Below are 14,830 nucleotides of genomic sequence, written 5' to 3' on the forward strand. Positions count from 1 at the left end.
TCCGGACGATGAATTGCGGCATGAGCAGGAATTCATCGACGGACTGTACGCGCGCGTGGACGTACTGCGCGGCGCGGCCGAGACCTCGGTCGCGGACGCGCTCGCCCAGGGCGACAAGCCCATGCAGGCCCGGCTGGAGCGGGACATCCTGGTCGCCGAGCGCTCGGGGCTGCTCGCCGCGCTGAACGCCGTCGACGGCTCGCTCTGCTTCGGCCGGATCGACCTGGCCGACGGCACCGCCCACCACATCGGCCGGATCGGGCTGCGCGAGGACGACGCCGAGCGCACCCCCGTCCTCATCGACTGGCGGGCCGACGTCGCCCGGCCCTTCTACCTGGCCACCGGTCACACCCCGATGGGCCTGCGCCGCCGCCGGCACATCGGCACCGAGGGCCGGACCGTGACCTCCCTGCACGACGAGATCCTCGACCTCGGCGACGCCACCCGCACGGGGTACGAGGACCACAACGGGGACGCCGTGCTGCTGGCCGCGCTGAACTCGGCGCGCACCGGCCGCATGAGCGACATCGTGCAGACCATCCAGGCCGAGCAGGACGAGATCATCCGGGCGCCGCACCGCGGGGTGCTGGTGGTCGAGGGCGGGCCCGGCACCGGCAAGACCGCGGTCGCGCTGCACCGCGCCGCCTACCTCCTCTACGAGCACCGGGAGCTGCTGGCCCGCCGGGCCGTGCTGATCGTCGGCCCCAACCCGGCCTTCCTCGGCTACATCGGCGAGGTGCTGCCCTCCCTCGGTGAGACCGGGGTGCTGCTGGCCACGGTCGGCGAGCTGTTCCCCGGCGTGAAGGCGACCACCGCCGACACCCCCGAGGCGGCCGCCGTGAAGGGCCGCGCCGACATGGCCGACGTGCTCGCCGCCGTCGTACGCGACCGGCAGGCCCTGCCGGACCCGGTCATCGCGATCGGGCACGACCGCGAGGTCCTGATGCTCGACGACGGCCTGGTCTCCGTCGCCCGTGAGCGCACCCGGGCCGCCAAGCTGCCGCACAACGCCGCTCGCGAGCACTTCGAGGGCCACATCCTCAACACCCTCACCGAGCTGTATGCCGAACGCGTCGGCACCGACCCGTACGACGGCTCCAGCCTGCTCGACGCCTCCGACATCACCCAGATCCGCGACGAACTCGCCGAGAACCCCGAGGTGTGGAACGCCGTCGACCAGCTGTGGCCCCGGCTCACCCCGCAGCGGCTGGTCGCCGACTTCCTCGCCGAACCCGACGGCTACCTGAGCGAGGAGGACGCGGCCGCCGTCCGGCGCCCGGTGACCCGTGCCTGGACCGTCGCCGACGTGCCCCTCCTCGACGAGGCCGCCGAACTCCTCGGCGAGGACGACCGGTGGGCGCGGGCCCGCGCGGAGCGCGAGCGCGAGACCCAGATCGCCTACGCGCAGGGCGTGCTGGACGTGTCGTACGCCTCCCGGACCTACGAGTTCGAGGACAAGGAGGACAGCGACCCGGAGGCGTCGGAGGTGCTGTCCGCCCACGACATCATCGACGCCGAGCGGTTCGCCGAGCGGCACGAGGAGGCGGACCACCGCAGCGCCGCCGAGCGCGCCGCGGCCGACCGGACCTGGGCGTTCGGGCACATCATCGTGGACGAGGCGCAGGAGCTGTCGCCGATGGCCTGGCGGCTGCTGATGCGGCGCAGCCCGACCCGCTCGATGACCCTGGTCGGCGACCCCGCCCAGACCGCCGAGGCGGCCGGTGTCGGCTCCTGGGCGGACATCCTCGCCCCCTATGTGGAGGACCGCTGGGAGCACACCCGGCTCGGCGTCAACTACCGCACCCCGGCCGAGATCATGGAGCTGGCCGCGGCCGTGGTCCGCGCCGAGAACCCGGACTTCGAGCCGCCGAGCTCGGTCCGGTCGACCGGGGTACGGCCCTGGGTGCGGCGGGCCGACGGCGATCTGCCCGAGGCCGTGGCCAAGGCGGTCGCCGAACTCACCCCGGCCGAGGGGCGGCTCGCCGTGATCGCGCCGCGCGGGCTGCACCGCTCGCTGGCCGCCCGGCTGGACGGCGTCACGGCGGGCGCGGAGCCCGATCTGACCCGTACGGTCGTGCTGCTCGACCCCCGCCAGGCCAAGGGCCTCGAATTCGACTCGGTCCTGGTGGTGGAGCCCGGCGACTACGGCACCAGCGACCTCTACGTCGCCCTGACCCGCGCCACCCAGCGGCTCGGGGTGCTGTACAGGGACGAGCTGCCCGAGGCGCTGGCCGCGGGCGTCACCGGGGAGTAGGGGAACCGCCGCCGGGCGACGGCGGCGGATAGCTCGGGTGCAGCGCGGGGGACAGCGGCTCCAGCGACGCGCACAGCGCGGTCGGGAAGGCCGGTTCCCTGTGCTGCACGGCCCGGCACCCGCCGGCCGCGCTCTCGAAGAACGGCTTCCAGCCGGCGCGCTCGGCCCGGAAGAAGTAGCGGTCACCGAGGCGGGACGTGCAGGCGGGGTTCTTGTCGTCGGCGTCGCACGCCGGTCCGGTGCGCCAGGAGAAGTCGAGCACCAGCCACTTTCCGTCGCAGTGCGCGGCGTCCCGGTAGGAGTGCATGGGGGCGTCGACGGTGATCATCGCCTGCTCGTAGGAGGCGGTGGTGCAGCCCGTGGCCGGCGGGTGGCAGCCGAGCTCCCCGCACAGCCGCAGCGCGGGCGGCCTGGCGCCGTCGGCGGTGAAGACGATGTCGTTGTCGACCACCAGCTCCCGCTTGCCCAGAGGCTCGGGCAGCCGTACCCGGACCGTGGCCGTCTTCTCCCTGGTGCACCCGGAACGCCTGTCACCGGACGGGGAGCTGAAGGTGATCTGCACATGCACGGTGCCCGGCACCGTGCCGTACTCGGCGTCGGTGTCCACCGCCTTGAGGTCCCGCACGCACGGGTGCTCGCCGCTCGGCACGCGCGTGTCCAGGCTCAGCGTGCGGTGGTCGGCGCCGATCCGGGCACCGGTGACTCCGGAAGGCCCGAAGGTGGTCCACGGGATCGGCCCGGTCCGCGTGGGCGAGGCCCCTCCGGCCACCCGTGTGCCGCAGCCGCCCAGCAGCAGGACGGCCACGGCGCACAGCACAGCGGTCACCGATCTCCGGACTCGCACGTGCCTCAATCCCCCCGTGGCGCACCCAAGTCGATCCGAGTGCACTATAAGGCGCGGCCCACCCGGTCAGGCGGGCCGGAGCCAGACCGTGGCCAGCGGGGGCAGGGTCAGCCGGATGCTCGCCGGGCGGCCGTGCCATCCCTGCGGCTCCGGTTTGACGATGTCGGGGTTGGTGACGTCGCCGCCGCCGTACCGCGCGGCGTCCGTGTTCAGCGACTCGTGCCAGGCGGGTACGTCCTCGGGGACCCCGAGCCGGTAGTCGTGGCGGACCACCGGGGACATGTGGGAGACCGCGAGCAGCGGGTTGCCGTCGGCGTCCAGGCGCAGGAAGGCGAAGACGTTGTCGTCCGCCGCGTCCCCGACGATCCACTGGAAGCCCGCCGGGTCGGTGTCCTGCTGCCACAGGGCCGGGGTCGCCCGGTACAGCGCGTTCAGGTCCCGTACGAGATCCCGTACGCCCCGGTGGTCGGCCTCGGCGCCGTAGGACGGGTCGAGCAGCCACCAGTCGGGGCCGTACGCCTCGGACCACTCGGCGCCCTGCGCGAACTCCTGCCCCATGAAGAGCAGTTGCTTGCCGGGGTGGGCCCACATGAAGGCCAGGTAGGCGCGGTGGTTGGCCCGCTGCTGCCACCAGTCGCCGGGCATCTTCGACACCAGGGACCGCTTGCCGTGCACGACCTCGTCGTGGGAGATGGGCAGGACGTAGTTCTCGCTGTAGGCGTACACCATCGAGAAGGTCATCTCGTGGTGGTGGTACTTGCGGTGCACCGGCTCGTGGGTCATGTACTCCAGGGAGTCGTGCATCCAGCCCATGTTCCACTTCAGGCCGAAGCCGAGCCCGCCGAAGCCGCTCGGACCCTTGTGGTGGGTGGGGCGGGTGACGCCGTCCCAGGCCGTCGACTCCTCGGCGATGGTCACCACGCCCGGGCAACGCCGGTACACGGTCGCGTTCATCTCCTGCAGGAAGGCGACGGCGTCCAGGTTCTCCCGGCCGCCGTGCTCGTTCGGGGTCCACTGGCCCGGCTCGCGCGAGTAGTCCAGGTAGAGCATGGAGGCGACGGCGTCCACCCGCAGCCCGTCGATGTGGAACTCCTCGCACCAGTACACGGCGTTCGCCACCAGGAAGTTGCGCACCTCCCGGCGGCCGAAGTCGAACTCCAGGGTGCCCCAGTCCGGATGCGCGGCCCGCAGCGGATCGTGGTGCTCGTACAGCGGGCGCCCGTCGAACTCGGCCAGCGCCCAGTCGTCGCGCGGGAAGTGCGCCGGCACCCAGTCCATCAGCACTCCGATGCCGGCCTGGTGCAGCCGGTCCACCAGGTACCTGAAGTCGTCGGGGGTGCCGAGCCGGGCCGTCGGGGCGTAGAAACCGGTGACCTGGTAGCCCCAGGAGCCGCCGAAGGGGTGCTCGGCGACCGGCATCAGCTCCACGTGCGTGAAGCCCATCTCCCGTACGTACGCCGGGAGCTGCTCGGCCAGCTGCCGGTAGGTCAGGCCGGGGCGCCAGGAGGGCAGGTGGACCTCGTAGACGGAGAAGGGCGCCGCGTGCACCGGGGTGTCGGCCCGGTGCGCCATCCATTCCGCGTCGGCCCACTCGTGCCGCGAGACGTCCACGATCGACGCGGTCGCGGGCGGCGCCTCCGTACGGCGGGCCAGCGGATCGGCGCGCAGGGTGCGCGAGCCGTCCGGGCGGGTGATCTCGAACTTGTACACCTCGCCCGCGCCGATCGCCGGCACGAACAGCTCCCACACCCCGGAGGAGCCCAGCGAGCGCATCGGGAAGCCGGTCCCGTCCCAGAAGTTGAAGCCGCCCGTGACCCGTACACCTTGCGCGTCGGGCGCCCACACCGCGAAGCGGGTCCCGGACACCCCCTGATGGGTGGTGACGTGCGCGCCGAGCGCCCGCCACAGCTGCTCGTGCCGGCCCTCGCCGATCAGGTGCAGGTCCAGCTCGCCGAGGGTGGGCAGGAACCGGTAGGGGTCCTCGGTGTCCAGGACGTTCCCCTCGTACGCCACCAGCAGCCGGTACTCCGGAACGGCTCCCAGCGGCAGCAGCCCCGAGAAGAACCCGTCGCCGTCGTCGTGCAGTTCGGCGTGCAGCTCGCCGGTGACGACCGTGACGGACAGCGCGTACGGCCTGAAGACCCGGAAGGCCACGCCTCCGGGCACCGGATGCGCGCCCAGCACCGAGTGCGGGGCGTGGTGGGTGCCGTGCAGCAGCCGCTCACGGTCGGCGGGTGAGACACCGGCCGCCGGCCGCTCGTGCGCCGGCACCTTCTGCCGGGGGACGGTCTTCTCCCTGGTCTTGGTGTGCTTCTTGCCCTTCGGGGTCACGGACGAGCCTCCTGGTCTTCACGCGGCGAGGCGACGGATCGCCGACAGCGGTACGGGCAGCCAGTCGGGGCGGTGCCGGGCCTCGTAGACGGTCTCGTAGACCGCCTTGTCGGTCTCGTAAGCCCGCAGCAGCACCGGATCGGTGCGCGGATCGCGGCCGGCCACCTCCGCGTACCCGGAGCAGTAGGCGGCCCGGCACACGCGCGCCCAGTCCGGCGCGGGCGGGGTCACGGAGTGGGCCGCGTAGTCGAAGGAGCGGAGCATCCCCGCGATGTCCCGCACCGGCGGCTGCGGCATCCGGCGTTCGGCGGCCGGCCGGGCCGGCTCGCCCTCGAAGTCGATCAGCGACCACTCCCCGGACGGGGAGCGCAGGCACTGGCCCAGGTGCAGATCCCCGTGGATCCGCTGGGCGGTCCAGGTGCGGCCCTCGGTGGCGAGGGAGGCCAGCGCCGCGTAGGCCGAGCGCAGTCCGTCCTCGTACGGCCGCAGGCTGGGCACCGCCTGGACGGCCGCCGCCAGCCGCTCGGTCATCCCGTCGGCCAGCGACTGCAGCTGCACATGACCGAGGGTGACCGTCGGCAGGGCGCGGGCGAGCGCGGTGTGCACCTCGGCGGTGGCCCGGCCCAGCCCCCGCGCCTCGGCGGCGAAGTCCTCGCCCTTGGCCAGCTCGCGCAGCGCCAGCTCCCAGCCGTCGCTCGCCCCGCTGACGAAGGGCTGGAGCACCGCCAGCACATACGACTCCTCGCCCAGCTCGGCGTGCAGCCAGGCCGTCGGCGCGGGCACCCGGGGGCAGCCCTCGCGGGCCAGCGCCAGGGGTATCTCCAGGTCGGGGTTGACGCCGGGCACCACCCGGCGCAGCAGTTTCAGGATGAACGTATCGCCGTAGACCACCGAGGAGTTGGACTGCTCGGCGGTCATCAGCCGGGCCACCAGGCCCTCGCGTATCTCCTGGCGCGGGTCCCGCTCGAAACGCAGCCCGCCGATGCGGGCCCGGGTGCGCAGGGCCTCCAGAAGCACCTCGGCGGGCCGGGGGTCGTACAGGGCCTCGTACACCGTGCGTCCGGCGAGCGGCCCGTCCTCCACATGTCCGATCAGCGCGGGCGCCAGCCGGGGCGGCAGCGCCTCGCGCACGCCTATGAGCAGCTGGTAGCAGTCGCCCGGGTGGGTCTCGGCGCCCAGCGTGGACGGCTGGTGGACGCGCAGCAGCAGGTGGTACAGGCCCACCCGGCCGTCGGGTGGCAGCAGTTCGGTCACGGCCACGGGTGTGAACCCGGTGACCGGGCGCCCCTTGCCGGCGAACCAGCGCTGCCTCGGCAGCCACTCGCGCAGCAGGGGATCGAGCGAAGCGAGGAGGTGACCGGTGGTACGGGTGGTGTCCGAAGAGGTGACCGTTTCCGCCATGGGCGTCACGTCCTTTCCCCGGGTTCGTCGGGGTGTTACTGATGCGTGCCCCGGGTGGGGCGGTGGAAACCGCCCCACCACAGGGGAGCTAGGCCGCTTCCCGCCGCAGCCGGAACCAGTAGAAGCCGTGCCCCGCGAGGGTGAGCAGGTACGGCAGCTCGCCGATCGCCGGGAAGCGGACCCCGCCGAACAGCTCGACCGGGTGCCGCCCGCCGAACCGGCTCAGGTCCAGCTCCGTGGGCTGGGCGAAGCGGGAGAAGTTGTGGACGCACAGCACGAGGTCGTCCTCGTACTCGCGCAGAAAGGCGAGCACGGCCGGGTTGGTGGACTGCAGCTCGTTGTAGGACCCCAGTCCGAAGGCAGGATTCTGCTTGCGGATCTCGATCATGCGGCGGGTCCAGTGCAGCAGCGACGACGGCGACGACATCGACGCCTCGACGTTGGTGACCTGGTAGCCGTAGACCGGGTCCATGATCGTCGGCAGGTACAGGCGTCCCGGGTCACAGGACGAGAAACCCGCGTTGCGGTCGGGGGTCCACTGCATGGGGGTGCGCACGGCGTCCCGGTCGCCGAGCCAGATGTTGTCGCCCATGCCGATCTCGTCGCCGTAGTACAGGATCGGCGAGCCGGGCAGCGAGAGCAGCAGCGCGGTGAACAGCTCGATCTGGTTGCGGTCGTTGTCCAGCAGGGGCGCGAGGCGGCGGCGGATGCCGATGTTGGCGCGCATCCGCGGGTCTTTCGCGTACTCGGCCCACATGTAGTCGCGCTCTTCGTCGGTGACCATCTCCAGGGTCAGCTCGTCGTGGTTGCGCAGGAAGATGCCCCACTGGCAGCCGGAGGGGATGGCCGGCGTCTTGGCCAGGATCTCGGAGACGGGGTAGCGGGACTCCCGGCGTACGGCCATGAAGATGCGCGGCATGACCGGGAAGTGGAAGGCCATGTGGCACTCGTCGCCGCCGGAGCCGTAGTCGCCGAAGTAGTCGACGACGTCCTCCGGCCACTGGTTGGCCTCCGCCAGCAGCACCTTGTCGGGGTACTGGGTGTCGATCTCCTTGCGCACCCGCTTCAGGAACTCGTGGGTCGCCGGCAGGTTCTCGCAGTTGGTGCCCTCCTGCTGGTACAGGTACGGCACCGCGTCCAGCCGGAACCCGTCGATGCCGAGATCCAGCCAGAACTTCAGCGCGGAGATCATCTCCTCCTGCACCGCCGGGTTCTCGTAGTTGAGGTCCGGCTGGTGCGAGAAGAAGCGGTGCCAGTAGTACTGCTTGCGTACGGGGTCGTACGTCCAGTTGGAGGCCTCGGTGTCGACGAAGATGATCCGGGCGTCCTGGAACTGCTTGTCGTCGTCGGCCCATACGTAGTAGTCGCCGTACGGACCGTCCGGATCCCGCCTCGACTCCTGGAACCACGGGTGCTGGTCGCTGGTGTGGTTCATGACGAAGTCGATGATCACGCGCATGCCGCGCTGGTGGGCGGCGTCGACGAACTCCACGAAGTCGGCGAGGTCACCGAACTCCGGCAGGACGGCGGTGTAGTCGGAGACGTCGTAACCGCCGTCCCTCAGCGGTGACTTGAAGAACGGCGGCAGCCACAGACAGTCGACCCCCAGCCACTGCAGATAGTCGAGCTTGGCGGTCAGACCCTTCAGGTCGCCGATGCCGTCGCCGTTGCTGTCCTGGAAGGAGCGGACCAGGACCTCGTAGAAGACGGCGCGTTTGAACCACCCCGGGTCCCGGTCCCCTGCGGGAGTGTCCTCGAAGGTGTCCGGAACGGGCTCATTGACGATCATATTGTGGGTGACCCCCCGATCTGCGGGTTGGACGGTCGCAGGACGGTGAAGACATGCGCGGGCCTTTGACCCGGTTCGAGGCGCACATAGTTGGCCCTGCCCCAGTAGTAGGTCTCGCCGGTGAGCTCGTCGCGCACCGGCACGGACTCGTGCCAGTCCAGGCCGAGTTGCGGCATGTCCAACGAGACCGTGGCCTCCTGGGTGTCGTGGGGGTCGAGGTTTGCGACCACCAGAACCGTGTTCGATCCGCTCCGCTTCGAGTACGCGATCACCGCGTCCCTGTCGGCGTGGTGGAAGTGGAGGTCACGCAGCTGGTGCAGGGCCGGGCTGCGGCGCCGGATGCCGTTGAGCTTGGCGATGAGCGGCGCGATGGTGCGGCCCTCACGCGCGGCCGCCTCCCAGTCCCGTCGCTTGAGCTGGTACTTCTCCGAGTCCAGGTACTCCTCGCTGCCCTCCCTGAGCGGGGTGTTCTCGCACAGCTCGTAGCCGCTGTAGATGCCCCAGGCGGGGGAGAGGGTCGCGGCGAGCACGGCCCGCACCTCGAAGGCGGGACGGCCGCCGTGCTGGAGGTAGGCGTGCAGGATGTCCGGGGTGTTGGCGAAGAAGTTCGGCCGCATGTAGGAGGCCGCCTCACCGGACAACTCGCTGAGGTACTTGGTGAGTTCCTGCTTGCTGTTGCGCCAGGTGAAGTAGGTGTACGACTGCTGGAAGCCGATCTGGGCGAGGGTGTGCATCATCGCGGGCCGGGTGAACGCCTCCGCCAGGAAGATCACGTCCGGGTCGGAAGCGTTGATGTCGCCTATCACCCGCTCCCAGAAGACCACCGGCTTGGTGTGCGGGTTGTCGACGCGGAAGATGCGCACGCCGTGGCTCATCCAGTGCCGCAGGATGCGGACGGTCTCGGCGATGAGCCCGTCCATGTCCGCGTCGAAGGCGATCGGGTAGATGTCCTGGTACTTCTTCGGCGGGTTCTCGGCGTACGCGATCGTGCCGTCGGGGCGGTGATGGAACCACTCGGGGTGTTTCTGCACCCAGGGGTGGTCGGGCGAGCACTGGAGCGCGAAGTCGAGGGCGATCTCCAGTCCCAGCTCGCGGGCCTTCCCGACGAAGAAGTCGAAGTCCTCGATGGTGCCGAGGGCGGGGTGGACGGCGTCGTGGCCGCCCTCGGGGGAGCCGATGGCCCAGGGCACGCCCACGTCCTGCGGCCCGGCGGTGAGCGTGTTGTTGGGCCCCTTGCGGAACGTCGTGCCGATGGGATGGATCGGCGGCAGATAGACCACGTCGAAGCCCATCTCCGCGATCGCCTCCAGCCGGCGCGCGGCCGTGCGGAAGGTGCCGTGCGGCTGCTCGGCCGTGCCCTCGGAACGCGGGAAGAACTCGTACCAGGAGCCGTACAGGGCCCGCTCCCGCTCCACCAGCAGCGGCATCGCATCGGAGGCGGTGACCAGCTCCCGCAGGGGATGCCGGGCCAGCAGGTCCTGCACCTCCGGTGCCAGCGCCGCCGCGAGGCGCCAGGCGGCGGGGCGGTTCTCGTTCCGCAGGGCCGCCACCGCCTCCTGGAGGACCTGGCGTTGCCCCTCCGGGACGCCGGCGGCGGCGCGCTCGTACAGCCGCGCCCCCTCCTCCAGGACCAGTTCGGTGTCGATGCCCGCCGGGATCTTGATGCCGGCGTGGTGCTGCCAGGTGGCGACCGGGTCGGACCAGGCCTCCACCGTGTAGGTCCAGCGGCCCGGTTCACCCGCGGTGACGGTGGCGCCCCAGCGGTCGGTGCCCGGGGCGAGTTCGCGCATCGGCGTCCACGGCCCGGGCCGGCCGGCCGCGTCGCGCAGCACCACGTTCGCTGCGACGGCGTCGTGCCCTTCCCGGAAGACGGTGGCGGACACCTCGAACGACTCACCGGTCACCGCTTTGGCGGGCCTGCGCCCGTGCTGGACCACGGGGCGTACGTCGAGGACGGGGATACGGCCGAGGGTGCTCTCCCCGGCGGCGGACGGGGGATCGGCGGGACCGGGCGGGCCGGGCACCTCGGCGGTGGCCTTTACGGATTTCTTGCCCGTTGTTTTCTTGGCCGGCTTCTTCGCGGCCTTCGCTGCCGCTGGCGTGGCCTTGCTGCTGGTCGGGGGTGCTGAGGAATGGTGCGTGGCGGGCATGACCGCTCCTGTCCGCGTCAACGTGGGTGTGGGCGGATGGATGTGGGGAGGTGGGTCCTGCGGAGGTGCTGTGGGACGCCTGTGGGGTCGTACCGGAGGAGCCTTCCCACCCTGTTCGGGTGGGCAATCCGGAACTTTGTTAACTACTCCCGCGTATGTCCACCCACAAGACCGGCCTCCTTTGTCCGGGTGCCCGCAGGCCGCCCCCTAACGCCCCGACACCCGCCGGACGCGTCCCCACCGACGCCCCGGTAACCACTACCGTCGAGGGTGACGACGAGACGTACAGCGCCGTGCGTCTCACTCCGCAACGCGTCCGAGGTGGAAGTGTGAAGGCGATCCGTCGGTTCACCGTCCGTCCCGTTCTCCCCGAACCCCTGCGGCCGCTGAGCGACCTGGCGCGCAATCTGCGCTGGTCCTGGCATGCGGAAACGCGCGATCTGTTCCAGTCCGTCGACCCCGAGGCATGGGCCGCAGCCGGGGGTGACCCGGTGCGGATACTGGGCCGGGTACGGCCGGCGCGGCTGACCGAGCTGGCCGGGGACCGGCGTTTTCTGCGCCGCCTCACCGCGGTCGCCGACGACCTCGACGACTATCTGACCGGCGACCGCTGGTACCAGACCCAGGCGGACGGCATGCCCGCGGCCGTCGCCTACTTCTCCCCGGAGTTCGGCATCACGGCCGCGCTGCCCCAGTACTCCGGCGGCCTCGGCATCCTCGCAGGCGACCATCTCAAGGCGGCCAGCGATCTCGGCGTACCCCTGATCGGGGTCGGGTTGCTGTACCGGCACGGGTACTTCCGGCAGACCCTGTCCCGCGACGGCTGGCAGCAGGAGCACTACCCGGTGCTGGACCCCAACGAGCTGCCCCTCACCCAGCTGAAGGAGGCCGACGGCTCCCTGGCGCGGGTCGCGCTCGCCCTGCCCGGCGGCAAGGCGCTGCACGCGCGGATCTGGCTGGCCCAGGTGGGCCGGGTGCCGCTGCTGCTGCTCGACTCGGACGTGGAGGAGAACGACCTCGGCGAACGCGGGGTGACCGACCGGCTCTACGGCGGAGGCAGCGAGCACCGGCTGCTGCAGGAGATGCTGCTGGGGATAGGGGGTGTCCGGGCGGTGCGGACGTACTGCCGGCTCACCGGGCACCCGCGGCCGGAGGTGTTCCACACCAACGAGGGGCACGCGGGTTTTCTGGGCCTGGAGCGGATCGCCGAACTGGCGGCGGCCGGGCTGGACTTCGACTCGGCCCTGGAGGCGGTGCGCGGCGGCACGGTCTTCACCACGCACACCCCCGTCCCGGCCGGCATCGACCGCTTCGACCGGGAGCTGGTCGCCCGGCACTTCGGAGCGGACGCCGAGCTGCCCGGCATCGACGTGCAGCGGATTCTGACGCTGGGCATGGAGACCTACCCGGGCGGCGAGCCGAACCTGTTCAACATGGCCGTGATGGGGCTCCGGCTGGCCCAGCGGGCGAACGGGGTGTCATTGCTGCACGGCCAGGTGAGCCGGGAGATGTTCGCGGGACTGTGGCCGGGATTCGACGCCGAGGAGGTGCCGATCACCTCCGTGACCAACGGGGTGCACGCGCCGACCTGGGTGGCCCCGGAGGTGCTGCGCCTCGGCGCCCGGCAGGTGGGCTCCGAGCGGGCCGAGGACGCGCTGACCGTCGGCGGCTCCGAGCGCTGGGACTCGGTGGCGGAGATCGAGGACCAGGAGATCTGGGAGCTGCGCCGCACCCTGCGCGAACAGCTGGTGCAGGAGGTGAGGGAGCGGCTGCGGGCCTCCTGGCGTCAACGCGGCGCCGGTGACGCCGAGTTGGGCTGGATCGACGGGGTACTGGACCCGGACGTCCTGACGATCGGCTTCGCGCGCAGGGTCCCGTCGTACAAACGCCTGACGCTGATGCTCCGCGACCGCGACCGCCTGATGGAGCTGCTCCTGCATCCGGACCGCCCGGTGCAGATCGTGGTCGCGGGCAAGGCGCATCCGGCGGACGACAGCGGCAAACGCCTGGTCCAGGAACTGGTCCGCTTCGCGGACGACCCACGGGTCCGCCACCGCATCGTCTTCCTCCCCGACTACGGCATGGCGATGGCGCAGAAGCTCTACCCCGGCTGTGACGTCTGGCTGAACAACCCCCTGCGCCCTCTGGAGGCCTGCGGCACGAGCGGCATGAAGGCCGCCCTGAACGGCTGCCTGAACCTCTCCGTCCTCGACGGCTGGTGGGACGAATGGTTCAAGCCGGACTTCGGCTGGGCCATCCCGACGGCGGACGGCGTGGGCACGGACCCCGACCGCCGCGACGACATCGAGGCGGCGGCGCTCTACGACCTCCTGGAGCAGCGGGTGACCCCGCGCTTCTACGAGCAGGGCCGGGGCGGCCTGCCCGACCGCTGGATCGCGATGGTCCGCCAGACCCTCACCCTGCTCGGCCCCAAGGTGCTGGCCGGCCGCATGGTCCGCGAGTACGTCGACCGCCTCTACGTCCCCGCCGCGCAGGCCCACCGCGCCCTGACCCCGGACACGGCGAGCGACCTGGCCGCCTGGAAGGCCCGGATCCGGGCCGCCTGGTCCGGGGTGAGCGTCGACCACGTGGAGACGACCGCGCCGACGGCCACGGCGGAGTTGGGGACGACGGTCGGGCTCAGGGTCCGCGTCGGCCTGGGCGAGCTGACCCCGGACGACGTCGAGGTCCAGGCGGTGTCGGGCCGGGTGGACGCCGAGGACCACATCACGGACGCGACGGTGGTCCCCTTGAAGCCGACCGGCGCCCCCGACCTGGAGGGCCGCCTGCTGTACGAGGGCCCCCTCGCCCTCGACCGCACTGGCCCCTACGGCTACACGGTACGCATCCTGCCCGCGCACCGGTTGCTGGGCTCCAGCGCGGAGATGGGGCTGGTGGCGGTGCCGCCGGAGGAGGTGGTGGAGGGGGCGGGGGTGTTGTTGCGGTGAGTGTGGGGCCTAGACCGAGGAGGGAGCCTCCTTCAGGGCTTCGATGAAGGGCGTGAAGGACCCGGCCGCGAAGGTGAGGGTGCCGACGGCTGGGTCCTTTGAGTCGCGGATGGCGGTGTGGGTGGGGGTGGTGGCCATCTCTACGCATTCGTTGCCGTCACCCTCTCCGGAGTAGGAGGACTTCCGCCAGTTGTCGAGGGGGTTCATGCCTCACAGCTCCTTCGTCAGCTCGTGAATGAAGTCACGCGACCGATCGGGCTCAAGCGATACAACCTCCAGCATATGGAAGCGCGTTCGATAGGCACTGAGCCGAGCTTCTGAGTCGATGAGGACGGAACCGTACGGCGCGTCTCGTACCACGGTGTCCAGCTTGGGAAAGGGTCCGCCCACGTACGTCATCGTCTGGAGACTCGTGCGAAGCCGTCCAGGTCGAAGGGGATGACGCGCACGGTGATGTGGTCCGCTTCGGAGAGCTCGAGGAGTCGGGTGAGCTGGGCCCTTGAGGTGGCCCGGTCGCTGACCCTGATCCGAAGCGCCGCCTCATGGATCACCGCTTCGTACGGGATGGCGAACTCCTGGCGCGCCTTCCGGTGTCGGATGCGCAACTCAAGTTCCTCGCCGGTCAGTTCCGGCAGCCTCGACGAGAAGACCGCACGGGAGTAGTCCTCGGTCTGCAGCAGGCCTGGCACGTACAGAATGGCCACGTGGCGGAGGAATCGAGCGTGGTACTCCAGCTCGGACAGGTCCAGGAAGGACGTGGGAAGGAGCCCTCGGTACTCCTCCCACCAGCCGCGTGTCCTGTCAGTGGCCATCTCGACCAGAGCCTCGATGAACTCACCGTCCGTACAGGCGTAATGGGAGGCGAGCCGACGCAGCCGCTCCTCGCTCACTCCGATGAGTCCCGACTCGATGTGGCTGATCTGAGCCCTGTTCATCCCGAGTAGTGCTGCCGCTTGGATGGCGGTGAGTCCGGCCGCCTCGCGGAGTCTGCGCAGTTCAAGCCCCAGGCGCAACTGACGTGCCGTTGTAGCGCACACGCAGCGGAAGGGCACCGCTCCCTCCTGCCATGACGGCTGCGGCAATGCCACCGCTCGCTGAATCCCCCTTCACCGA

General features: G+C 71.0%; 8 protein-coding genes and 1 pseudogene. 2 read left to right on the top strand and 7 right to left on the bottom strand.

The genetic code is table 11. The features are described 5' to 3' along the window. Positions 1-13 precede the first annotated feature (13 nt). Complete coding sequence (locus tag ACQPXS_RS31365) at positions 14-2,254, top strand: HelD family protein (protein ID WP_433456037.1); 2,241 nt, start codon at positions 14-16, stop codon at positions 2,252-2,254. On the opposite strand, the gene ACQPXS_RS31370 is transcribed toward ACQPXS_RS31365, so the two are convergent. From ACQPXS_RS31370 to ACQPXS_RS31390, 5 genes are all read right to left on the bottom strand, one after another. Next, complete coding sequence (locus tag ACQPXS_RS31370) at positions 2,241-3,080, bottom strand: hypothetical protein (protein ID WP_433452629.1); 840 nt, start codon at positions 3,078-3,080, stop codon at positions 2,241-2,243. The genes ACQPXS_RS31365 and ACQPXS_RS31370 overlap by 14 nt on opposite strands. Before the next feature lie 84 nt (positions 3,081-3,164). Next, complete coding sequence (gene glgB, locus ACQPXS_RS31375) at positions 3,165-5,369, bottom strand: 1,4-alpha-glucan branching enzyme (RefSeq protein ID WP_433456039.1); 2,205 nt, start codon at positions 5,367-5,369, stop codon at positions 3,165-3,167. A 78-nt stretch (positions 5,370-5,447) separates the two neighbouring features. Then, complete coding sequence (locus ACQPXS_RS31380; RefSeq protein ID WP_433452631.1) at positions 5,448-6,830, bottom strand: maltokinase N-terminal cap-like domain-containing protein; 1,383 nt, start codon at positions 6,828-6,830, stop codon at positions 5,448-5,450. Positions 6,831-6,918: 88 nt separating this feature from the next. After that, positions 6,919-8,619 carry a maltose alpha-D-glucosyltransferase gene (gene treS, locus ACQPXS_RS31385; RefSeq protein WP_433452633.1) on the bottom strand — a complete coding sequence of 567 codons (1,701 nt, stop codon included), beginning with the start codon at positions 8,617-8,619 and terminating at the stop codon, positions 6,919-6,921. Next, positions 8,616-10,769, bottom strand: coding sequence for an alpha-1,4-glucan--maltose-1-phosphate maltosyltransferase (locus ACQPXS_RS31390; protein ID WP_433452634.1), 2,154 nt, complete (start codon positions 10,767-10,769; stop codon positions 8,616-8,618). The genes treS and ACQPXS_RS31390 overlap by 4 nt, the downstream gene beginning before the upstream one ends. Before the next feature lie 329 nt (positions 10,770-11,098). On the opposite strand from ACQPXS_RS31390, the gene ACQPXS_RS31395 reads away from it, so the two are divergent. Continuing rightward, positions 11,099-13,717, top strand: coding sequence for a glycosyltransferase family 1 protein (locus tag ACQPXS_RS31395; RefSeq protein ID WP_433452636.1), 2,619 nt, complete (start codon positions 11,099-11,101; stop codon positions 13,715-13,717). 9 nt (positions 13,718-13,726) lie between these two features. Here the strand turns inward: ACQPXS_RS31395 and ACQPXS_RS31400 are convergent, their stop codons facing one another. Next, a complete protein-coding gene (locus ACQPXS_RS31400; protein ID WP_433452637.1) occupies positions 13,727-13,924 on the bottom strand; it encodes a DUF397 domain-containing protein in 198 nt (65 codons plus the stop codon). Between the two features lie 3 nt (positions 13,925-13,927). Then, positions 13,928-14,754 (bottom strand): annotated as a pseudogene (locus tag ACQPXS_RS31405) (helix-turn-helix domain-containing protein). Between the last annotated feature and the right edge of the window lie 76 nt (positions 14,755-14,830).

The sequence above is a fragment of the Streptomyces sp. CA-142005 genome, from assembly GCF_050942335.1.
Classification (GTDB): domain Bacteria; phylum Actinomycetota; class Actinomycetes; order Streptomycetales; family Streptomycetaceae; genus Streptomyces.

Excerpts from the sequence above, each read along its gene's own strand:
- ACQPXS_RS31390 (WP_433452634.1), bottom strand. The coding sequence starts at position 10,769 with ATGCCCGCCACGCACCATTCCTCAGCACCCCCGACCAGCAGCAAGGCC.
- ACQPXS_RS31400 (WP_433452637.1), bottom strand. The coding sequence starts at position 13,924 with ATGAACCCCCTCGACAACTGGCGGAAGTCCTCCTACTCCGGAGAGGGT.
- treS (WP_433452633.1), bottom strand. The coding sequence starts at position 8,619 with ATGATCGTCAATGAGCCCGTTCCGGACACCTTCGAGGACACTCCCGCA.
- ACQPXS_RS31380 (WP_433452631.1), bottom strand. The coding sequence starts at position 6,830 with ATGGCGGAAACGGTCACCTCTTCGGACACCACCCGTACCACCGGTCAC.